The sequence below is a fragment of the Paenibacillus sp. OK076 genome, assembly GCF_900110055.1.
Classification (GTDB): Bacteria; Bacillota; Bacilli; order Paenibacillales; family Paenibacillaceae; genus Paenibacillus.
The window spans coordinates 49,546-71,418 of record NZ_FOCH01000002.1; the positions used below are offsets into that span (position 1 = coordinate 49,546).

The 21,873-nt window shown below is 48.8% G+C and carries 19 protein-coding genes; 18 read left to right on the plus strand and 1 reads right to left on the minus strand.

Annotated elements, in window-relative coordinates:
- Positions 1 to 281 precede the first annotated feature (281 nt).
- The 15 genes from BMY78_RS19135 (at position 282) to BMY78_RS19205 (ending at position 18,168) form a co-directional block, all read left to right on the plus strand.
- Positions 282 to 1,316 carry an LCP family protein gene (locus tag BMY78_RS19135; RefSeq protein ID WP_053781967.1) on the plus strand — a complete coding sequence of 345 codons (1,035 nt, stop codon included), beginning with the start codon at positions 282 to 284 and terminating at the stop codon, positions 1,314 to 1,316.
- 182 nt (positions 1,317 to 1,498) lie between these two features.
- Positions 1,499 to 1,924, plus strand: coding sequence for a CBS domain-containing protein (locus tag BMY78_RS19140; protein ID WP_090902691.1), 426 nt, complete (start codon positions 1,499 to 1,501; stop codon positions 1,922 to 1,924).
- A gap of 254 nt (positions 1,925 to 2,178) precedes the next feature.
- Positions 2,179 to 2,481, plus strand: coding sequence for a MazG-like family protein (locus BMY78_RS19145; RefSeq protein ID WP_024629547.1), 303 nt, complete (start codon positions 2,179 to 2,181; stop codon positions 2,479 to 2,481).
- On the plus strand, positions 2,478 to 3,398 hold the full coding sequence (locus BMY78_RS19150; RefSeq protein WP_244192795.1) for a DUF2232 domain-containing protein: 921 nt from the start codon (positions 2,478 to 2,480) through the stop codon (positions 3,396 to 3,398). The genes BMY78_RS19145 and BMY78_RS19150 overlap by 4 nt, the downstream gene beginning before the upstream one ends.
- Before the next feature lie 11 nt (positions 3,399 to 3,409).
- Complete coding sequence (locus tag BMY78_RS19155; protein ID WP_090902693.1) at positions 3,410 to 5,398, plus strand: DHH family phosphoesterase; 1,989 nt, start codon at positions 3,410 to 3,412, stop codon at positions 5,396 to 5,398.
- Positions 5,395 to 5,838, plus strand: a complete 444-nt coding sequence (gene rplI / locus BMY78_RS19160) for a 50S ribosomal protein L9 (protein ID WP_090902695.1) — start codon at positions 5,395 to 5,397, stop codon at positions 5,836 to 5,838. Before BMY78_RS19155 ends, rplI begins: the two co-directional genes overlap by 4 nt.
- Before the next feature lies 1 nt (position 5,839).
- On the plus strand, positions 5,840 to 7,201 hold the full coding sequence (gene dnaB / locus BMY78_RS19165; protein WP_062327745.1) for a replicative DNA helicase: 1,362 nt from the start codon (positions 5,840 to 5,842) through the stop codon (positions 7,199 to 7,201).
- 443 nt (positions 7,202 to 7,644) lie between these two features.
- Complete coding sequence (locus BMY78_RS19170; RefSeq protein ID WP_090902697.1) at positions 7,645 to 8,931, plus strand: adenylosuccinate synthase; 1,287 nt, start codon at positions 7,645 to 7,647, stop codon at positions 8,929 to 8,931.
- Between the two features lie 225 nt (positions 8,932 to 9,156).
- Positions 9,157 to 9,942 (plus strand): dermokine domain-containing protein, encoded by a 786-nt coding sequence (locus BMY78_RS19175; RefSeq protein ID WP_090902699.1) that lies wholly within the window; start codon positions 9,157 to 9,159, stop codon positions 9,940 to 9,942.
- A gap of 458 nt (positions 9,943 to 10,400) precedes the next feature.
- On the plus strand, positions 10,401 to 11,933 hold the full coding sequence (locus tag BMY78_RS19180) for a peptidoglycan DD-metalloendopeptidase family protein (RefSeq protein ID WP_090902701.1): 1,533 nt from the start codon (positions 10,401 to 10,403) through the stop codon (positions 11,931 to 11,933).
- Positions 11,934 to 12,195: 262 nt separating this feature from the next.
- Positions 12,196 to 12,918 (plus strand): response regulator YycF, encoded by a 723-nt coding sequence (gene yycF / locus BMY78_RS19185; RefSeq protein WP_062327757.1) that lies wholly within the window; start codon positions 12,196 to 12,198, stop codon positions 12,916 to 12,918.
- Positions 12,918 to 14,768 carry a cell wall metabolism sensor histidine kinase WalK gene (walK, locus tag BMY78_RS19190; RefSeq protein ID WP_090902703.1) on the plus strand — a complete coding sequence of 617 codons (1,851 nt, stop codon included), beginning with the start codon at positions 12,918 to 12,920 and terminating at the stop codon, positions 14,766 to 14,768. Before yycF ends, walK begins: the two co-directional genes overlap by 1 nt.
- Positions 14,752 to 16,032: a YycH family regulatory protein gene (locus BMY78_RS19195; protein WP_090902705.1), complete on the plus strand. Its 1,281-nt coding sequence runs from the start codon at positions 14,752 to 14,754 to the stop codon at positions 16,030 to 16,032. The genes walK and BMY78_RS19195 overlap by 17 nt, the downstream gene beginning before the upstream one ends.
- Positions 16,033 to 16,611: 579 nt before the next feature.
- A complete protein-coding gene (gene yycI, locus BMY78_RS19200; RefSeq protein ID WP_090902707.1) occupies positions 16,612 to 17,355 on the plus strand; it encodes a two-component system regulatory protein YycI in 744 nt (247 codons plus the stop codon).
- Positions 17,356 to 17,361: 6 nt separating this feature from the next.
- Positions 17,362 to 18,168: an MBL fold metallo-hydrolase gene (locus BMY78_RS19205; protein WP_062327768.1), complete on the plus strand. Its 807-nt coding sequence runs from the start codon at positions 17,362 to 17,364 to the stop codon at positions 18,166 to 18,168.
- Here the strand turns inward: BMY78_RS19205 and BMY78_RS19210 are convergent.
- Entirely contained in the window at positions 18,137 to 18,349 is a 213-nt protein-coding gene (locus BMY78_RS19210; protein ID WP_090903604.1) for a hypothetical protein, read from the minus strand. The two genes, BMY78_RS19205 and BMY78_RS19210, sit on opposite strands and share 32 nt — an antisense overlap.
- 772 nt (positions 18,350 to 19,121) lie before the next feature.
- On the opposite strand from BMY78_RS19210, the gene BMY78_RS19215 reads away from it, so the two are divergent.
- From BMY78_RS19215 to BMY78_RS19225, 3 genes are all read left to right on the plus strand, one after another.
- Positions 19,122 to 20,399, plus strand: a complete 1,278-nt coding sequence (locus tag BMY78_RS19215) for a S1C family serine protease (protein WP_090902709.1) — start codon at positions 19,122 to 19,124, stop codon at positions 20,397 to 20,399.
- A 297-nt stretch (positions 20,400 to 20,696) separates the two neighbouring features.
- A complete protein-coding gene (locus BMY78_RS33405; protein ID WP_256222223.1) occupies positions 20,697 to 21,218 on the plus strand; it encodes a hypothetical protein in 522 nt (173 codons plus the stop codon).
- A 329-nt stretch (positions 21,219 to 21,547) separates the two neighbouring features.
- Positions 21,548 to 21,715: a CxxH/CxxC protein gene (locus BMY78_RS19225; RefSeq protein ID WP_017691462.1), complete on the plus strand. Its 168-nt coding sequence runs from the start codon at positions 21,548 to 21,550 to the stop codon at positions 21,713 to 21,715.
- The last annotated feature ends 158 nt before the right edge of the window (positions 21,716 to 21,873 follow it).

Consider the following 21,873-nt stretch of genomic DNA (forward strand, 5'->3'; position numbering starts at 1 on the left):
GCCAGTAAAAAAGGAGCGCTGTTCTTTTTAATTTAACCGTATTGTAACTTTTCATCACCCAGCAATGATTACAATAGAACGAGCGTGAGCGGCGTTTTCTTTTCAGATAGAGAAAACTTCAGAGAACACCGTGTCACAAGCCATTGCGCACGTTTAATGGTAAGTATATAAGTTGTTCGATTTAATTAACACTGTACCGTTGCGGGGTCAGGACAAGTTAAATTCAACTTATATCGTAGTAGTATCGAATTTCATTTTGACAGTGAAGAAGGAATCGATGGATGACAAGCAGAACTAAAGATAAGAAGAAGAAAAGAAGAAAAGGTCTATATATAACGCTCGTATCGCTCGTTGTTTTGTTAATCGGGGGCTATTTGTTTCGTCAGCAGCTTGCTGTAGCGGCCTTCGATCTGTTTCTCGCTGGTTCAGTTGAAGATCAATTGTCCCGTTCCTATGTGCCGCAGGAGGGCAACAATACGCCTGACCCAACAGTATATCGCAAAGAACCGTTCTCGGTGTTGCTTCTAGGTTCAGACAAACGTGCCTATGAGAAAACACGTGGGCGCTCGGACACGGTCATCTATGCCGTTGTTCGTCCCAAAGAATCACGCGTGCTCCTGGTCTCCATTCCTCGTGACACCTATGTGCAGATTGTTGGGCGTGATGCCAACAAGGATGGCGAGGATGATTATGACAAGCTCGCGCATGCCTACGCCTTCGGTGGGGAGAATATGTCTATCAATACGGTGGAGAAATTTCTCGATGCGGATGTTGGTTATTATGCAACGATTAACTTTGATGGGATTAAAAAAGTCGTTGATGCACTTGGGGGCGTGAAGCTGCCGATTGATGAGGACATTGTGAACAAGAACCCTGAACATGTACAGTTCACAATAGAAGGCGGTAAGCCGATCTATGACGGTCAGGAAGCACTTTACTATGTAAGATACCGTGAGGATAGCGATTTTAATCGTACCAAGCGGCAGCAGATTTTCCTGAATGCGATGGCCAATGAGATGCTTAATCTGAACGCCATCAGCAAAATTCCGGAATTAATTCAGATTATGGGAGACAGCTTCCAGACGGATATGCAGCCTTCCTTCATTATTGATCTGGCCAAGCAGGTACTGACTCAGGAAAAACCGCAAATCTCAAGCTTCACTATTTTGGGCGAAGGGATGCGGAAAGACGGAATTTATTATGGCAAGGCAGATGAGAAAGACGTCCAATATGCCAAAGAGCTGATTAACAACTGGATGGATGAGTCGACCCCAGCCGGTGAAGTGATGATTCCTGACCGGCAGAAGATCGAGTAACCAATTCCATACAGACGTTATGTTTTAACATCGATCAGCAGTGCGTTTATTGGCGGGCTGCTGTTTTTTTTACTTTGTAGAAGGAATCCTGCCTTTTGGAACATCTTGCGATCTAATGCGTACTATGTAAGTTGAATGTAATAAGCTGAATGATGAAATTCACAAGGAGGATACGTAAGGGTATGAACATCGCATTTTTTTTGCTGCCCAAACAAGAAGTTACGTGCGTAACGTCGGATTCTACTCTGCGGCAAACGTTGGAACGGATGGAATATCATCGGTTCACGGCGGTGCCCATTTTGAATAAGGAAGGCAAGTATATTGGCACGGTTACCGAAGGTGATCTGTTGTGGTATATGAAGAACTCCGAGGGAAAGATTACATTTGAAAACGCTTCAAAATTTCTGCTCAAAGACGTTCCACTTCGGCTGGACATCAAGCCGGTATCCATTGAAGCCAACATGGAGGATTTGATCAATCTGGCCAAAGTTCAGAACTTTGTGCCGGTCGTCGATGATATGGAGCGCTTTATTGGGATCGTAAGACGGAGTCAGATTATTGAGTATTGCGAGGGCATTGTAGCTAAGGAATCGATGAAAGTGAAGTAAGTCAAAATAAATTTTGATATTGTTGCAACAGCGTGGATAATCACAGCCGTCCGGTATCATGTTAAACTTAAGAACAGCTGAACTTAAATGAATTTTCGACAAGATAAAATACGAATTCGTTGTACGGGGTCCCCGCAAAGTACCTGAGATAAGTTTCGGAGGACTTCTCCGCTTTTTGGGATAATTTTGCGGCCCCCCTTTTTATGCTATAATGGAGAATAAAGCTTTTTCGGGGGAGAGTGACTTTCGCCAATATGCCTAAGGAACTGGATGTAGCCAAACGCGCAAAAGTGATTGAATGGCTTAAAACCGAAGTGCTTGATCAGGTATCCCGATTATTCAAAGCGTTATGGGAAGGCAGTACAACCCGAATCGGGGACAGTCTCGCCAGTTTGATGATGAGTAGTTACATATTGGGCCGCAGGCTCGGTATTCCTTTCAAGGATCTGGATGCACTGCTTGTTGAGAAATTGAAAAAGCATAAACAGGAAGGTCACCAGTTGGAAGATTGGTACCAGGATATTTCCGCGCTAGAAGATCACATGCGTAAGAGGTGAATTTGTTGAAGTTTAGCTTTAAATCAGCTGTCTGGAGCGTAGTTTATCTGCTCTTGCTACTTTCGCTGTTAACTCCTTTATCGGTTTTGGCCATATTTTTCATGATGATACCTGGAGTTATTTTGTATGCTTCATTACCGGTAAAATCTTTCATATGGCATCTCGTCCCAGTGGCGATTATTTTGGTCATATTTAGTCCGATTTATTTGTTATTGCTGCTTTTGTTCACCCTGCCCGCCATTGTTATGGGCAATGCGTATAAGAAAAAGAAGTCGGCCCTGTACGCCTTAATGGCCGGAAGTGGAGCCATGCTGGCCGAATATCTGTTGCTCCTGTTGATTGGAAGTGTAATCTTCCAGTTTGATTTGTCGAGTTATATTAATGATGTGGTCAGATTGACGATTGAACCGCTGACGAATACATCCAATCAGATGGTAAATGGGTTTGTATGGACACCTGAAATGACTCAGGATGTTGCAAGACAGACGCAGCTTATGATTCCTTTTGCCCTGGTGGTCACGTCTCTGGTCATGGCTCTAATCACACATCTCATTGCACGTCCGATTCTGAACGTTATGGGCGTGGTTGTACCGAAATTTCCACCTGCGCGTGAATGGCGCATGCCGCGTGCCCTGATCTGGTATTACTTCCTGGCATTGTTGTTCGAAGTGATATCCAGGCAGAGTGACGGAACGTACTGGACCATGATTGCCATGAACCTGTCGCCTCTAATCAATTTGGGCTTCATGATTCAAGCCATCGGATTCTTCTTCTTTCTCTCACATGCAAAGAAATGGAATCCGGTTGTACCGTATTTGCTGGCGGCGGCAGTTTTCTTCATTGGACCGCTGCGGATTATCGGGATTATCGATCTGGCGTTCCCGCTTCGCGAGGCAATATCGAAACCAAAACGATAGGGTGATGAGTCATGCCTAAATTTCTGAAGAAACGCTGGCACGGCTACTATACCGTATGGGCGTTCATACTGCTGCTTCTGCTTGTTATGTTCGTGACCATTTACAACTGGACGCTTGGTTTGATTAGTCTGATACTGGCTTCGGCGCTGGGAATCGTCATGATTAAGGCGGAGCTAGCGTTCCGCCGTGAGCTTAACGACTACATTAATGGCCTCTCCATTCGGATTAAGCGGATGGAGGGGGAAGCGGTCAGTATGCTCCCATTCGGTATTGTGCTGTACAGCGAAGATCGTACCGTAGAGTGGCATAACCGCTTCGTCGCGGACATGTTCCAAGAGAAGACGATGGTTGGCAATCCGCTGCAAAATTTATTTCCCAAACTTCCTCAACCGAAGGAGAAAAAGGATGGGACCAAGGAGCCTTCCAAGGAACTTCATGACGAATTCCAACTGGATGATCGATATTATGGAGTTATCCATAACCCGCAGGAACGGTATGTATATGTATACGAGATTACGGAGCTAGCCATTCTTCGTGATAAATATGAGAATGAACGCATGGCACTAGGCATTCTGGTTCTCGATAACCTGGACGAAGCAGCCCAGGGTATGGATGATCAGCAGCGGACTGCACTGATTGCCCGCGTAACAAGTGAGATCACGTCCTGGGCGAAGCGGTACGAGGTATACCTGCGCCGCCTTTCCTCTGATCGTTATCTCATGATGCTGAACTATAAGTCTTTGCAGGAACTGGAGCAGAGCCGATTTGTCATTCTGGATGAAGTCCGGGAGATGACAGCTGATCTTAAGGTGCCGATGACACTAAGTGTTGGACTGGCATTTGGTTCGGATACCATCAGTGAGATGGGAGAACTGGCTCAGTCCAGTCTGGATATGGCACTTGGCCGTGGTGGTGATCAGGCTGCCGTAAAATCTGGACAACGGCTGTCCTTTTACGGTGGGAAGTCCAACGCTGTGGAGAAACGTACACGGGTAAGAGCCCGGGTTATCGCGCATGCATTGCGTGATCTGATGCAGGAGAGCGACCGGGTGATTATCATGGGTCACAAAATGCCCGATATGGATGCGATTGGCGCGTCCATTGGGGTATGGAAAGCGGCAAGTCTGTACAATGTGGAGGCACGAATTGTGCTGGATGGGCCAAATCCTTCCATTGAACGCATGATGGAACAGGTGAATAAGGATGAGAAGCTGTCCAAAGCCTTTGTGTCACCGGAACAGGCAACGCAGATGATGACGGAGCATACGCTGCTCGTTGTTGTCGATACGCATAAGGCATCCATGACAATGGAGCCGAAACTGGTTCAATCCGCTACACGTGTCGTGGTTGTGGATCATCACCGTCGGGGTGAAGAATTCATTAACGATGCAGTGCTGATCTATCTTGAACCCTATGCATCATCTGCAGCAGAGCTGGTAACTGAGCTTCTTCAGTATATTCATGACAAGGTACAATTCACTCCGCTGGAAGCGACGGCGTTATTAGCCGGAATTACGGTGGATACGAAGCATTTTGCACTTCACACGGGATCGAGAACGTTTGAAGCGGCAGGCTTCCTGCGTCGTAGTGGTGCAGACACCATTATGATCCAGCGGCTGATGAAACAAGATCTGTCAGAATATATTGCTAAGGCAGAAATCATAAAGCATGCTAAAATGGTATACGGGAACATTGCGCTGGCGGTCACGGACCCTGGCAACAAGATTCCACAGATGATGATCGCCCAAGTGGCGGACACATTGCTCAATATGACCGACGTGGTCGCTTCATTTGTCATTAGTGAACGCCCGGATGGACTAATTGGCATCAGCGCGAGGTCGCTGGGGCGCATGAATGTTCAGGTGGTCATGGAACGACTGGGCGGTGGCGGACATTTGACGAATGCTGCCGTGCAGCTTGAAGGAACGCTTGGAGAGGCGGAAAAACGGCTGACGAACGTACTGGCTGAAATCGAAAAGGAAGAGGGTTTGTTCGAATGAAAGTCATTTTTATAAAAGATATGAAGGGTCAAGGCAAAAAAGGACAAGTGAAGGAAGTGTCCGAGGGATATGCACAGAACTTCCTTCTGCCACGGGGAATCGCACGTCCAGCAACAGACGGAAACATGAAAACACTCGACAACCAGAAGGCAGCGGAAGACAGACGTAAGCAGGAAGAGAAAGCAGAAGCGGAAGCGCTGGCTAAAAAGCTGGAAGCTGAAGTGACTGAACTGAAGGCAAAAGCCGGCGAAGGCGGCCGTCTGTTCGGTGCAATCACAAGCAAACAAATCGCAGAAGCTCTGGCAGCGAAAGGTCTGAAAGTCGACAAACGCAAAATTGAACTGGACGAGCCTATTCGCACACTCGGCGTAACGCAAGTCACCGTCAAGGTTCACCCTGAAGTGAAGGCTACCTTGAAGGTACAGGTAACGGAGGAGTAAGATGGGCGGCGAAATGTTATTCGACCGGATTCCCCCACAGAACCTGGAAGCCGAACAGGCCGTGCTGGGTGCAATCCTGTTGCAGGGCGAAGCCCTGATTACAGCGATGGAACGGGTGCAAACCGAGGATTTCTATGATAAACCCCATCAATTAATTTTTGAAGCGATGATCCAGCTTGGCGAGGGAAATCAACCGATTGACCTCGTGACACTGACTTCGCTACTGAAGGATAAAGGTGAGCTTGAGGACATCGGCGGCGTCAGTTATCTGGCCAAGCTGGCTCATGGTGTTCCGACTGCTGCGAACGTGGATTATTACGCTCAGATTATCGAAGAGAAATCCATGCTGCGTCGCCTGATTCGTACGGCTACGCAGATCGTGAGTGAAGGATACACGGGCGGCGAGGATGTCGCGGCTATGCTTGGAGAAGCAGAGCGGCGAATTCTGGAGATTTCCAACCGACGTTCCAGTAGTGGTTTTATAGCCATACAGGATGTACTTATGGAAGTGTTCGACCGTGTGGAGACGCTGCATCAGAACCGGGGAACGACGACGGGTATTCCGTCAGGGTTTATCGATCTGGACAAGATGACCGCCGGATTCCAGCGGAGCGACTTGATTATTGTAGCGGCACGTCCATCTGTAGGTAAGACCGCTTTCGCCCTGAACATCGCTCAGAATGTAGCCATTCGTGCGCAGGAGACGGTTGCGATATTCAGTCTGGAGATGTCAGCCGCACAGCTCGTACAGCGTATGATCTGTGCAGAGGCCAATCTGGATGCGGGTGTCATGCGTATGGGTGACTTCAAAGGTGATGAGGATTGGCAGAAGCTGACGATGGGCATTGCAGCCTTGAATGAAGCAAATATCTACATTGACGATACGCCAGGGATCACCGTAGCTGACATTCGTGCGAAATGCCGTCGTCTCAAGAAAGAGAAAGGCCTTGGCATGATTCTGATTGACTACCTTCAACTAATTAGTGGACGTGGTAAAGCCGGCGAGAACCGTCAACAAGAGGTATCCGAGATTTCGCGTACACTGAAACAGATTGGTCGGGAATTGGAAGTTCCGGTTATTGCCTTGTCTCAGCTGAGCCGGGGTGTAGAGCAGCGTCAGGATAAACGTCCGATGATGAGTGACTTGCGGGAATCGGGTTCGATCGAGCAAGATGCCGACATCGTAGCGTTCCTGTACCGGGATGACTACTACAACCAGGAGACCGAGAAGAAAAACATTATCGAGATTATTATCGCCAAACAGCGTAATGGTCCGGTAGGCACGGTGGAACTGGTCTTCCTGAAAAACTTTAATAAATTCGTTAACTACGAGCGGGCACATAATGACGCCTTTGCCATGTAGGGGACAGGCACAGACTGCTTCGATCAGGAAGTGAAATCGTCTGTCCCGGCATCTATCATTAGATCATATGAACTCATAAGTACGTTGTGAATGCGACATATAGCGTTGGATTTGAATGCGTAGCGTATAACCGGGGTTAGCCGTCAAGCAAGCTTTGACTGGCTTCGCCGGTTTTTTGCGTCGGAATATGGACTCAATTCCGAACATTAGAGTTGGAGGATATCTAATTGTTCGCCATTTGATTTGACTTTGAAAAAAGGGACTGGTACACTAGTACTGCTGCGTTAAAGCAGCGAAAACCTTCCCTTGGATGTAAACCGAGGGGGATTTTCACTGTCCGTTAGCACGCTTCTCCGCTGGTAATTTCACTTCAAATTCCTGCCGAGATAGAGGACGGACAGACCAATACAAAGGTGCGCAAGGCACCCACGGAGGTATGTACTATGTCAACGGTAGTTGTAGTGGGAACGCAATGGGGAGACGAAGGTAAAGGCAAGATTACGGATTATTTGGCGGAATCCGCAGATGTGGTAGCTCGTTACCAAGGTGGTAACAATGCAGGACACACGATTCTGATCGATAACAAAAAATATAAATTGACGATGATTCCATCGGGTATCTTCTACACAGATAAAGCATGTGTAATTGGTAACGGTATGGTTATCAATCCGAAGGCACTCATCGAAGAAATTAACTATATTCATGACAATGACTTTACGACCAAAAACCTGTCTATCAGCGAACGCGCACACATCATCCTGCCATATCACATGGTACTGGATGCATTGGAAGAAGAGAGCAAAGGGCCGAACAAAATCGGTACAACAGGTAAGGGAATTGGCCCATGTTACATGGACAAATCAGCCCGTATCGGTATTCGTATGGTTGATCTGCTGGATGCGGAAGAGTTCGAACTGAAACTGCGTCATCTGGTAAAAGAAAAAAACCGTGTAATCGAGCAAGTCTATGGCGGCGAGCCTGTAGATGTAGAAGAAATTTTGAAAGATTACCTGGGATATGCAGAAATTCTGCGTCCTTATGTGCGTGATACATCCGTTGTGCTCAACGAATACATCGATGAGGACAAAAAAGTATTGTTCGAAGGTGCACAAGGTGTGATGTTGGATCTTGATCAAGGAACTTATCCATTTGTTACTTCATCCAATCCGTCCGCAGGCGGCGTATGTATCGGTTCTGGCGTTGGCCCAGCCCGTATTCAGCAGGTTATCGGTGTGGCTAAAGCCTATACAACACGTGTAGGAGATGGTCCTTTCCCGACAGAGCTGCATGATGCCGTTGGTGACCAAATTCGTGAGACCGGACATGAGTACGGTACTGTAACTGGACGTCCGCGTCGTGTGGGCTGGTTCGACAGTGTTGTTGTTCGCCACGCTCGTCGTGTCAGCGGAATTACGGGTCTGTCCCTGAACTCCCTGGATGTAATGACAGGTCTGGATACGGTGAAAATCTGCACAGGATACAAATTCCGTGGCGAGGTTATCACTCACTATCCAGCAAGCCTGAAAATGCTGGCAGAATGTGAAGCGGTATACGAAGAGCTTCCAGGCTGGAGCGAAGATATCACTTCGGCGAAGAAGCTGGAAGACCTGCCTGTGAACACACAGAACTATGTAAAACGTGTTTCCGAACTGACAGGCATTCCAATTGCCATCTTCTCTGTAGGCCGTAACCGTGAGCAAACGAATCAGGTTCTTCCTATCTACGAATAAGCAGCTAGCTTAACCTGGCAATACGAAGTTAAACGTTCATCCAAATGATATGCCTATACAGGCATCATAGAGCCCCAGATATCGCTCAAATAGCGATATCTGGGGTTTTTCGCACATCTCCCTGATATAATCCCCGAATTTCCGTCAATACTGGTTAACAGTAGACTCATAGATCCTGAACATCGAATGTGATATAGGGTCGGAAAACGGAGGGAGAGAACGGGAATGAAGTTGCTTCAATGGTTCATTAAAATATTGCTTACCGTGATGCTGGTCAGTTCACTGACCCTGCTGACAACCGGATTAATCGTTCAGTCATATGTAAAATCGCTGCTGGCGAGTTTCAATATTCAGTGGGAAGGCCAGCCCATGGGATTAACGGCCATGTTCCAGGGTGCACTGGGTGGTAAATCCAGTGAAGAGAAGAAGCCGGGAACGGGCACGACAGATCAGCCAGCAGGAGCGGAGGAGGAACACGTTCCAGAAGATGCGATCTCTGTCATGGTCAATGGAACAGAAAGTGGAGAAACAGGCGCGAATACAGGCAACAGCTCAAGACAGGGTACGGGAACAAACGAGGGCCAAGGAGCAGGTTCGGGAACGAACTCTTCTGCTACGGGATTGAGTCCAGGGGGGAGCTCAGGCACGGGAACAGACGCAGATGCTGGTTCAAATGCTGGAACCGATTCAGGGACAACAACGGGCAACAGTACAGCATCGGGCAACGGAACAGGTACGAATTCCAATGGTACGTCTTCTTCAGGAAATGATGAGATTGTAGTATCTCCCGATGACATCACAGGCAAGAAGGACAAGCTGCCGCTGGAGGAAAAAGAAAAGATTTTCAGCCTGCTGATGAACAAGCTGCCTCAGAAAGAAATGCAGCAAATCTCAGGCGCCATGGAAGGTGGCCTGACTGAGCAGGAGCTGCGCGATATTGAGCAGGTGATCTCCAAATATCTGACGAGCGAAGAATACGATAATCTGATGGAAGTCCTTCAGGCGGAATAAGCATACAATTCAACCATATGAGGCACTATATAGCAAGAGTTTAACAAAATCCTTCACCAGAGATGATCTGGCGAGGGATTTTCTATTTGTATTTTTATGAAAAAGAAAACACATTTCAGTGGGTCTTAGAACCTAGTCTTAAAAAATGATCAAAAGTACATAGTATACCTGAAGTAGAGGGTTACGGGGAAGAATATTGATCTTCCATCTTATGGATAATACAGGAAAACCAAGCGTGGCGCGGCTTTGCCCTATGACGTGTACAGTTGAAATGAGTGTAAAACCTGTGTTAAAGTATACGGGTGTGATAAAAGGTTAAAATTTTGACACTTTTATGAGCGCAGCTAAAGTCCTGATTTGCGGACACCCGAATACAAATATCGACAAGCATGGGACAGACACAATGGGTGATGTCTTGACAGAAATGCGAACTGAGAAGTGCTGAAAAGGAGAGAATCATGAAAGGTTTCAGAGGCATACGCCAACCGGGCAAGAACCGGGAACACGAACAATCCGGGGAACACCGGACGGCCGAAGACAAAAACAACATGAGCATGTCCAACTTCAGTAGTAACAAAAAGCGCGTTCTGGCCTCGCGCAAATGGATCATTACAGCAGCATGCGGTTTATTCATCGCTGCATCGATCGGATTCGCAGGCAAACAATACGTTGCTGCAAACACCGTTCCATATTATAAAGTGATGGTTAAAGGAAATGAGATTGGCACCATCACGGATGAGGCGCAATTACAGAAATTATTTGCAGACAAAACCGAGGAATTCCAAAATAAATATCCAGAAGCGGAAATGGTGCTGAACACAGACGGCATCACGACCGAAACCATTAAAGCATACAAACCCGTAGTGAACAGTGATGAGACGCTGGACAAGCTCGGCGACATGCTTACCGCCTATGCTAAGGGTGTAGAGCTCAAGGTAGACGGTGAAGTGATCGGCATTGTGAAGGATCAGGCAACAGCAGACGCGATTCTGGAACAAGTGCAGAACAAGTACATATCGGCATCGGCTGTGCGCAGTTCGCTCAAGACGAAGTCGGTATCGGCCAACTCATCGAAGAAAGCCGAGGGGCCGAGTACTACGCTGAAGTCGGTAGGCATCAAGGAAGATGTAGCGACAGATGTGGTGAAGGCTGATCCAAACAAAATATGGGATGTGTCCGAGGCGGTTAAAGCTTTAACCGTTGGTAAAGACGCGCCTGTAACCTATGTCGTGCGTGAAGGAGATACGATCTCTTCCATTGCTGCCAAATACGAAATTACGCAAAGCGAGATTCGCAAACATAATCCGGGCATCAAAGAAACGTCGCTGCAAATTGGGGACGAGCTTACGCTGACGGTGCCAAAGCCAGCCGTTACGGTTAAATCGGTTGAGCAGGTGGTTGAACAGATTGAGATTAAACCGCAGGTGGAAGTACGCAAAAGTGCTGAGCTCAAAGCAGGCACAACCAAAGTGGTGCGTCCAGGTCAAAGCGGTCTGAAGAGCATGCAATATCGGATAACGAAGGAAAATGGAGAAGTCGTTCAGGAAGAATGGCTTGGCCAGGAAGTCATCAAAGCAGCGGTTACTGAAGTAGTCCTGAGTGGAACCAAAGTGGTCGGTGAAGGTACAGGCGAATTTGCTTGGCCAGTATCGAACGCTACGATGAGCAGCAGCTTTGGACAACGCTGGGGTCGCCAGCACAAAGGTGTGGATCTTGTCGGTAACCGGGACGTGAAAGCGTCTGATGAGGGCGTGATTACTTTTGCAGGACAAAAGAGTGGTTATGGCAATGTGATTATTATTAACCACCGTAATGGATACGAAACACTATATGGGCACTTGAACAGCATCGGTGTTAAGGTTGGTCAAGTCGTCGAAAAAGGTGAGAGCATCGGCGTCATGGGCAACACGGGCCGTTCGACCGGAACGCATCTGCATTTTGAGATTATCAAGAACGGAACGGTGGAAAATCCGTTGACATACTTGAACTAGTTATATCGCAACCCGGGGCAAGGTTGGCAGTTGATGCTGGCCTTGTTTTTTGCTGCTGTAAAAATTTTTCAGTTTGGGCTGTACATTGGCCCTGATCGGGATGTGACGGTGCTCCAGGTATGTTAAACTATAGACTATAGGCAACAAACCATATGATATAGACATATTCAATGAAATCGTAGGAAACACAATTTATATAAGTTGAATAAGAGAGATAGACCGCTCAGGCGGATCAAGCAGGATATAGGGGTGAAGACAGCCGATGCAGGGGAAGATTTTGGTGGTGGACGATGAACAGCCCATTGCGGACATTCTGAAGTTTAATTTGGAAAAAGAGGGGTACGAGGTCATCTGCGCTTTTGATGGCATTCGTGCGGTTGAATTGGCGTTATCCGAGAAGCCGGATCTGATGCTGCTGGACCTGATGCTGCCAGGTAAGGATGGTATGGATGTGTGCCGCGAGGTGCGTGCCCATCTGGAGATGCCGATCATTATGCTGACCGCAAAGGATGGCGAGATCGACAAGGTGCTCGGTCTGGAGCTGGGCGCGGATGATTACGTGACAAAGCCTTTCAGTACGCGCGAGCTGCTCGCCCGGGTGAAAGCACAGATGCGCAGACGCCAGAAGCCTGCCATCACAGCTGAAGCGCCAGAAGACGAGGAGAAGCAGGTCATGCGTTTATTTGATCTGGCGTTTGATATGGACATGTATACAGCTTACAAAGGCGGCGAACCGCTGGATCTGACCCACCGTGAGTACGAACTTCTCTATTATATGGCGAAGCATTCCGGCAAGGTCATGACACGTGAACATCTGCTGCAGGCGGTATGGGGATATGAATATTTCGGGGATGTGCGTACCGTGGATGTTACGATTCGTCGTCTGCGTGAGAAGATTGAGGAGAACCCGAGCAAACCGGAAACGATTCTGACTCGCCGCGGGCTGGGATATCTCGTGCGCAGTCCCAAAAGCGTGGGGATATAATGGGACGTTTCTCGCGATTTTCGTTCTTTCGAACGATTCAGGCGAAACTGATTATTATCTATGTACTGCTGATTCTGATTGCGATGCAATTGATCGGTGTTTATTTTGTCAGTGCAATGAAGAACTCACTGACCAGCAACTTCACTGAGGATTTGCAGGCGCGGGCTGAGATGCTCTCTGTGCTTGTAGGGGAGACGATGGCTGGTGGGGAAGCTGAGGCCGGCGAGGACAAAACGGAAAACCTGCGTGTGTTGGTAAACAACCTGTTCAACATTAACGGCGCCGAGATTCAGGTGCTGGATGCCAGCGGCAAAGTGCTGACCACCTCGCTAAGTTCCCATTCAGACTATGTTGGGCGCAAAAACACCCAGACCGTTGTCAGCCGTGCGCTGCAAGGCATTCGGGACAATGAGGAATATATTGTGGACGAGGATAATGTTCGCAAAAAGGTCGTTGCCAAGCCGGTACTGTCCGGTGGCAAGATTGTCGGCGCGGTCTACATCGCCGCTTCGATGAATGAGTTATATGCCACAATGGAGGGCATTAACAAGATTTTTATCTCCGGCATTTTGATTGCCTTGGTATTAACCGCAGTGCTTGGTGTCATTCTGTCACATACGATAACGCAGCCGATCAAGGAAGTTACCCGAAGGGCGACGGCGGTCGCGGAAGGAAACTTTGATCAGCAGACCCCTGTATTCGGAACGGATGAGATTGGACAGCTCAGCCGGGCATTCAACTATATGACGAGCAGGCTCCGGGATGCACTCTCCCAGAACGAAGAGGAGAAGGAGAAGCTTACGTCCATTCTAACCAACATGAGTGATGGCGTGGTGGCCACGGACGAATATGGCAAAGTCATTCTGGTGAACCGCCGTGCGAGCAGCATTCTGGGCATGCGTCCGGCGGACATTGAAGGAAGGCATTTTGCGGTATTGCTGGGCATAGATCCGGAAGATGCAGAAGCGTTAGCGAGTGGATTTACAGGTTCGACGCTGCTTCAGATTGCGCCTGCGGGACAGGAAGATCCCGTTGTCATCCGCATGACGTTTACACCGGTTCATCGTCGTGAGCTAGGCATTACGGGTACGATCGCTGTGCTTCAGGACGTCACGGAGCAGGAAGAACTGGAAGCTTCACGACGTGAATTCGTGGCGAATGTCTCTCATGAGCTGCGTACACCACTGACCACCATTAAGAGCTACGCGGAAGCGCTGGATGATGGAGCTCTGGAAGATCCGCAGCTCGCTGGACGATTCGTTGGGGTAATCCAGAATGAGACGGAGCGTATGATTCGCTTGGTTACGGATTTGCTGCATCTGTCCAGGCTCGATTCCAAGGAAGCGATGCTGCGCAAACAGCCAACCGACATCATGGAGATGTTGGAAGAAGTGTCGGATCGTTTTTCGTTCCAGATGCATCAGAAGGATATTCAACCTGTGCTTTCTGTAGAGAACGGGATTCCAGCGGTTCCGCTGGATCGCGACCAAATTGATCAGGTGCTTGATAATGTTGTGTCCAACGCGCTGAAATACACGCTCGAAGGTGGCACGATTACAATTGCAGCCAGACGCAATGATGATCATACTCTCGCCATATCGGTGACCGATACGGGGATGGGAATTCCACAGCGGGATTTGGATCGCATTTTTGAACGGTTTTATCGGGTAGACAAGGCTCGTTCCCGCAGTATGGGCGGCACAGGGCTTGGGTTGTCCATTGCCCGGGAAATTGTGAAGGCCCATGATGGCAATATCTCACTGGAGTCCGAGGTGGACGTGGGGACAACGGTAACGTTCACACTGCCTATGCGTGAGGAAGGAGGTGAGCACCTTGAAAGAGCGGATTAAATCCCTGGTGCTTGCTTCCCTCGTCGTTGCCAGTTTGGTACAAAGTTACTTCCTGATCTATCGTTTGCCCGGTGGTGGTGATTCGATTGTGACATCAGAGACGAACTATGTGAAAACCGAGAATATGGGCCAGGAGCGCAATATTGAAGATTTAATATTCCCTGATCAGATGGTTATTCATCTGGGAGAGGACAAACATACGGTGTTTTATCCGGGCAATACATTCTATCAGTTGATCTATTCACGGTTGCAGGGACGTACGTTTGATGATTTCCAGCGTCGGAGCGTGCAATCGGTCAACTGGGATCAGATTCGGAAGGAGAATCCTGGCTTTGAGCTGTCGTTCAAGGAAGGCATCCCTGTAGCGTTGTTGCAGCGCGTAATGCGGCTCGGGACAGACTCCCTCTTCCAAGGGGAAACGATTAACCGGATCTCGATCTATACCGCCAAAAATGAAACAAAGGCTCACGCACTGTTCTTCAGCGCCAAAGGCGATGTGGTCTACGAGGCGACGCAGGCGGATCTGACGGTACAGGACGTGCAGCAGCATGTCGACTTCGGCAGCAGCTGGACACCTTATATGCTGATGGACGGCGGGTATTATATCCCGGCAGAACCACTGGAAACGATTGAGGCTGACGTGCCTACAGGCCAGTTCACTGTCGAGCAAATGCAGCGCAGCTTATTCTTTGATCCAAGCATGACCCGAAACATTCGGGAAAAGGATGGATCGGAGATCTATACAGACAGCAAACGCAGTCTGCAAGTGAAGCAAGAACAGCGCTGGATTAGCTACACCGATCCGGCGGCGCCGCCTGCGGGACAGATTGATGCAGCGAAGGATGCGCTGTCCGCGGTTGATTTTGTGAATCAGCACGGTGGCTGGAAAGGTCGTTCGCGCATGATGCTGGATACAACCGATACGAAGACGAAGCTTCAGTTCCAGCAATATTACAGCAGCTTCCCGATTATGGACTCGATGCAGTTCAGGTTCGGTACGATCAGCATGGAGATGCAGCAGGAAACGGTATCCAGCTATGAACGTTCGCTCGAATATCTGAATGAAGGCGCGGAGACGAAGAAATCAGTCACCCTGCCCGGCGGGGACAAGCTGAAGGCGCTCATCCAGAAGGTGGCGGGAACCAATCGGAAGGTTGTAGACGTGTATCCGGCGTACCGTCCGTCCAGCATTGAGGATGGGCTGAAGCTGATCCCGGTATGGGTAATCCGTTTCGGAAATGGGGAGGAGACCACTGTTTCTTGATGGGTTATAGTCATTAAACATAAGGTGGGCTGCACTATCGCACTCCGCGGTCAGAACAACCTTTCGATGGCTGTTGTGGGCTTTTTGAAAGGCAGGTTCGCCGGGTCGGAGATCTAACGAATCTGACAAGCCTTAAATCGCGGATTAGCATCAAACTCGAAATCTAACGAACTTCAGCGACGTTATTCCATCGAAAATGAGTGAAAACGGATGGGAAACCTATAAATAATTGAGATAACTTCTCTCAGATTCGTTAGATTACAAACTTGTGGAAAATAGCGCAAATAGGGCGTGTACAGTTCGTTAGTCGGAAATAACGTTATAAGCGTGTCATCTTCATGTTGACGCTCCAAGCTCATGTTACGTAAATACGATGAGTTTCCCAACGCATGGTGTAACGCTGTATGTCCACAGGTGTTCAGCCATTTGTACGTACCTGTGATATTGTTGGTGAAGCGTATTATTTGAGGTGGACATTCTACCGTGTGGAACAAATAGCGCTAACGTGGACATACGGCTGTATTTTGTGTGAGTTGTAGAGAATATTTCAGTCAGTTAACTTCTAGGGAGGTGGATGTTTTGGATTGGGGACGGGCGAAAAATGTATTGATCTATGCCTTCCTGCTGCTCAATCTGGTGCTGGGATACCAGATCTGGATGGATGCACGGGAGACAGCCGGAGCCAATCTGGACTTCACCTCGCTGGCGGATAATACACAGCAGGCGATGGAGGAGAAGGGCATTCAGGTGCTGGCTCCTATTCCGAATGAGACGCCGAAGCTGCCGAAGCTGTCGTATGAGTTCATTGAAGATAACAAGACAGGCATTGAGGTTGAATTGGAAAAGCCTGTGGACAGCAAGCTGATTTTCTCGCAAAGCGAGCTGGAGGATGCACTGCAGGACGAGATTCCCCAGATTGGTACGTATCGATGGGATCAGCTGATGGCGGAGGATGGGGCATTTGTGCTTCATCCGTTGGTGGATGGCAAATGGCCGCTCTTTAATGTTAGTCTGGAGCTATTCTACAGCGATCAGAAAATTACGGGTTACCGTCAGACTCCGGTGCGGATTACGACAGCGGAGGAAAGCGATCAGCAGGTGCTTCCCGCGTCGAAGGCGCTGGGTACGCTGATCGAGAACTTTTTGCCAAATGATGCGATTGTCAAAGATATTCAGTTGGGCTATTACGGCCAGTTGTTCAATTCAGATATGCAGGTGGCGATGCCGGCATGGCGGTTCGTGCTGGAAAGTGGCGAAGTGTTGTACGTGCAGGGCATCAGCGGGGATGTATTCAGTCCCAAGACAGACAAACCAGGGGAGTAATGCGTTATGGGGATTTATTTTACCGTGTTATCCAGCGGTTCGACAGGCAATGCCACGGTTATACAGCATGGGGGCACGTCCCTCATGATTGATGCAGGTCTCAGTGCGAAGCGGCTGGAGGCATTGTTCCTGGAACGGGAGATTTCGGGAACAGAGCTGGACGGGATTCTGGTTACACATGAACATTCCGATCATATTAAAGGACTAGGCGCGATGTCTCGGAAATATAATTTACCAATCTATGCAAATACGAATACGTGGGCGGCACTGGAGAAGTCCGTTGGGGCGATTCCAGAGGAAAACCGGAGGGTGTTTGAGACGGGAGAGAAGCATGATTTTGGCTCCCTTCGCGTGGAATCCTTTGGCATCTCCCATGATGCGGCGGAGCCGGTAGGGTACACATTCGATGATGGCAGTGAGAAGTTGTCCGTCGCGACCGATCTCGGGTATATGAGCGACAAGGTTCGCGATGCAATCTCGGATTCGGATGTACTTGTACTGGAGGCGAATCATGATGTCGAATTGCTGCGTATGGGGCGGTATCCATGGAACACCAAGCGCCGCATCCTGAGCGACATTGGGCATTTGTCGAACGAAGCGGCGGGAGCAGCGCTTAGTGAACTGATGAACGGACGCATCAAGCGTACGTATCTGGCACATTTGAGCCGGGATCATAATATGATGGACTTGGCGAAAATGACGGTGCGTGATGCGATGGAGAGTCGTGGTTGCTTTTATCGGGATCATGAGTTCAAGCTCTGTGATACGTATTATGATCGGCCTACGCCATGGGATAGGGTGGGTGAGCCATAAAGCTGTCGAGTTCGGCAGCTTTGCGCTCCACTTCCTCGCGGGTCAGAATGCCTTTGTCGACGAGCAGTTCAATAATCGTGCTTAGGGCAAGGGTATTGCGGTAATGCTCTTCCTTGAGATCGGCCAGCTTGGCCGCCATATGAACTTCATCCATGGCTGTGAGTGTACGCGTGCGATCCATCATGTGAATCCTCCTTCTATGAAGCTTCGAATTGTCTTTTACTATTATTGTAGTCAGGCTTGATGGAAAACATTCCTCTTTTTGCCGCTATAATTACACGTAAGGGACGTGTATGCTGAACCAGGGGCCGCATTTTGCTTAAGAAGATGAAAAAGTTCACGGGAATAGGCAAAATTGCGCTTAACGAACTGGATTTTGTGGTGATAGATACTATGGACCTTTATTGTTAAGCGCGTTATAGCGGAAATTTCCGATAATCTTCGTAATTATGCAACTTTTTAAGATTTGGCGTGTTTAGTATATAAGGAGCTTTTAATAGTAGAGGCTGTTTTGCGCGCAAAAAGGCATGTCGTAGAATGCGAGAGCATTTCTGATAGAGTCACAGGCAGAATGGGATGTCCGTTCTGTTGTACATAGACGCTTCATTTCGAGTTAGTAGGGATGGTAGCGATATGCAAAACGATTTTTTATGCAGGAACGCATGGAAGAATGAGTTGGTGTTTACGGTAACCGCGTAACGGAGGACACAGAACGAAGCTGGAGAAGCGAAGCGTTCGCCTGAAAGCTTTCTGAAAGAAAGCTGCTTCGGAAGGATACGCTATCACCGATTTCACCCTGTGGAAAGGGATCGAGGAAATCTGGGGATAACAGCGATCGGAAGCTCGGCTGTGGCCGGAGTGGGGTAACGTAAGGACACAGTCGTTGGCCATGCGGCAACGATCGGGCGGCAGTCAGGGTCTTGATGCGTGACAACGAAGGGGAGAGGATCACGATGGGATTGTTTGGAGACGATTTTTATTCAACCAAAGTATCAAGACGCGCCGAACCTGAACAGAAAGGTAAACTTCAGATCATTCGCCCTGGAGGCAGGGGCAGGGGACGGGACCGCTGGCAGAATCCACGCAAGTCACGCTCGGGCTTTAGCTCCACGGTTAAGGTAGCCGTGATCAGTTCGGTAATCAGCTCCATCGTGACCGTTACGCTGTTCAGCTTTATCATGCAGCCTGCATCATTACCTCTGGCGAACGCTGCAGGGAACGGCGGAGGCGGTACACAAACAGCGCAGGCGGCTGATCCGTACGACCGGATTATCCAGGCAGCGGCGAAGGTCCGCCCTTCCGTGGTGAGCATTGTGAATCATAAGACGGGCAGCAGCCTGTCGATGGAAGATTCCGCGTTGGGATCAGGGGTCATTTTCAAGAAGGAAGATGGCAAAGCCTACATCATGACCAACCATCACGTTGTGGAAGGCGCGAGTGATCTGGAGATTGTAACGGTGGATGGGGAAACGCATAAGGCGAAGTTGGTGGGCAAAGACCGAGTGAGTGACATTGCCGTATTGTCTGTGCAAGATGATAAGGGCATCGGTCCAGCGGCAGAGCTTGGTGATTCCAGCAAACTTCAGCGTGGTCAAACGGTGCTGGCGATCGGTAATCCGCTCGGTCTGGGTGGTACGCTAACATCCGGTATTGTCAGTTACACAGATCGTATTCTGCCGGTATCCATTAATCAGGATGGTGTGTACGACTGGGAACAAAACGTGATTCAGACGGATGCGGCGATTAACGAAGGCAACAGTGGTGGGGCGTTGGCCGATCTTAACGGCAAATTGGTCGGCATCAACACGATGAAGATCTCGGATACAGGCGTTGAAGGCCTCGGCTTTGCGATTCCGATGAACGAAGTGATGAAAACAGTCGATTCCCTGCTGCTGAATGGTAAAGTATCTCGCCCATATCTGGGTGTGTATACCGTCGATCTGAGCAATCCGTACGCCCCACTGGATGACGAGCAGCGTAAAGACCTGAAGCTGCCATCCCACGTGGACAGCGGTGTGGTTGTACTGGAGGCGTCCGGTCCAGCATCCGAAGCGGGCATGAAGCTGAATGATGTCATTACGGAATTTGATGGGCAAAAAATTACCTCTACGCTTGATCTGCGGAAATATCTGTACGATAAGAAGAAGATCGGCGATATGATTGAAATCACCTTTTACCGGGACGGCAACGCCGAGAAGGTATCGGTGAAGCTCACGGATAAACCGGAGTAAGAGAATTGCTCTCATGTTCATGGCACACAGAGATAGGGTATTAAAAGAGAGTCGATCAACTCGTTGATCCGCTCTTTTTTATTGCACTAATCTTGATTTACATATAAACCAAATTCATGAGGTTACAGGGGGGATTTTGTCGTTTCCCTATGATAGTTAGGACCAGAGCCAAAGTCTCTATTATAGAGGGTTTCATTTATGGTAAACTGTTGGGAATGTGTTGGTGATGGGCGGCTGTGCGAGTAACATCTGTTTGTCGATCGGTATTCTCAATCTGGAGTGGAAGGGGTTAATTCAATGAAACGTTTGACGAAAACCATGTTGGGGGGAACAGGCCTGGTATCTGCGCTGTTTGTTTTGTCCGCATGTACTTCTGAGGTGTCCCCGTCAGGGACTGCTGATGTTAGTGGTTTACAGGAGAAGATTACAGGTCTGGAGAAGAAGCTTGCGGACCAGAGCGAGAAGAATAGTGAGCAGAACAAAAAGATCGCGGATCTGGAGAAAAAGCTGGAGGAGCTGAGCTCCACCGTGATTGCGGTGAATGAGCCTGGAGGTAAAGCACCTGTTAGCTCGGGAAACAACGGATCGGCTGGAAAGGGCGATGGGGTGCTGATTACGTTTGCCCAGTATGAAAAGCTAGAGGTTGGCATGGCGGTAGAGGAAGTTATCGATATCCTTGGCGGTGAAGGCGAGGCATTGAGCGAGGCGGAAAATATGGTGGTCTACAATTATAAAGGCACCGGCGGTTCGGGAGCCAATGCAGTAATCGCGTTCCAGGGTGGCAAGCTGCTGACGAAGGCGCAGTCGGGGCTGGAGTAAGATCGATATTCATTGAGTATGGATTCGAATACAATAGATATGATGATTGCTTTCATGTGTCCGTTAATCTGAATAGTAACGACCGCATGGAATAGATTCGGAATTTGGAGAAGTGTTACTTTGGGATGCCGACCGGGTGTCGAGAAGTGACGCTTTTTTGGTTTTGTTTGTGCTGAAATGAGAGGACTGGTGGAAGTTGGACACGATAAATGGGGGCTAGGGGTTTCTTTTCCGCGGCAGGTGTGATAGAACAGAGAAGTGGCTATCCTGTATGGATAAGCGGTTGTGAATCGGGAGCATAGCTGGATACAGAAAGGATGCTTGAACGGATGTACGTTGTATGCAAAGAACACGTGGACATCGCCATTGACATGTTTGTTGATGAGTATGAGGACGCTCCGGATATCGTTGATCTGAAGGAGACGGAATTTGCCGATTGGGACCCGCCTGCGAAGTGCGCCGAGTGCGAACAGCACGCAGAATTCCTTGTCGTTTAGCGTACTGTAGGAAATGGATGGCTGGAGGTGTGACTTTAGGTGGCGCTTCGAGCTAGAAATCACTTTCCATCCGGTATGAACATCACAGCAAGAAGCCAAGGAGAGCGTGATGAGCGCTCTTTTTGTGTTTGTTGGGGAGTGGTGGGGTTGGTAGGCAG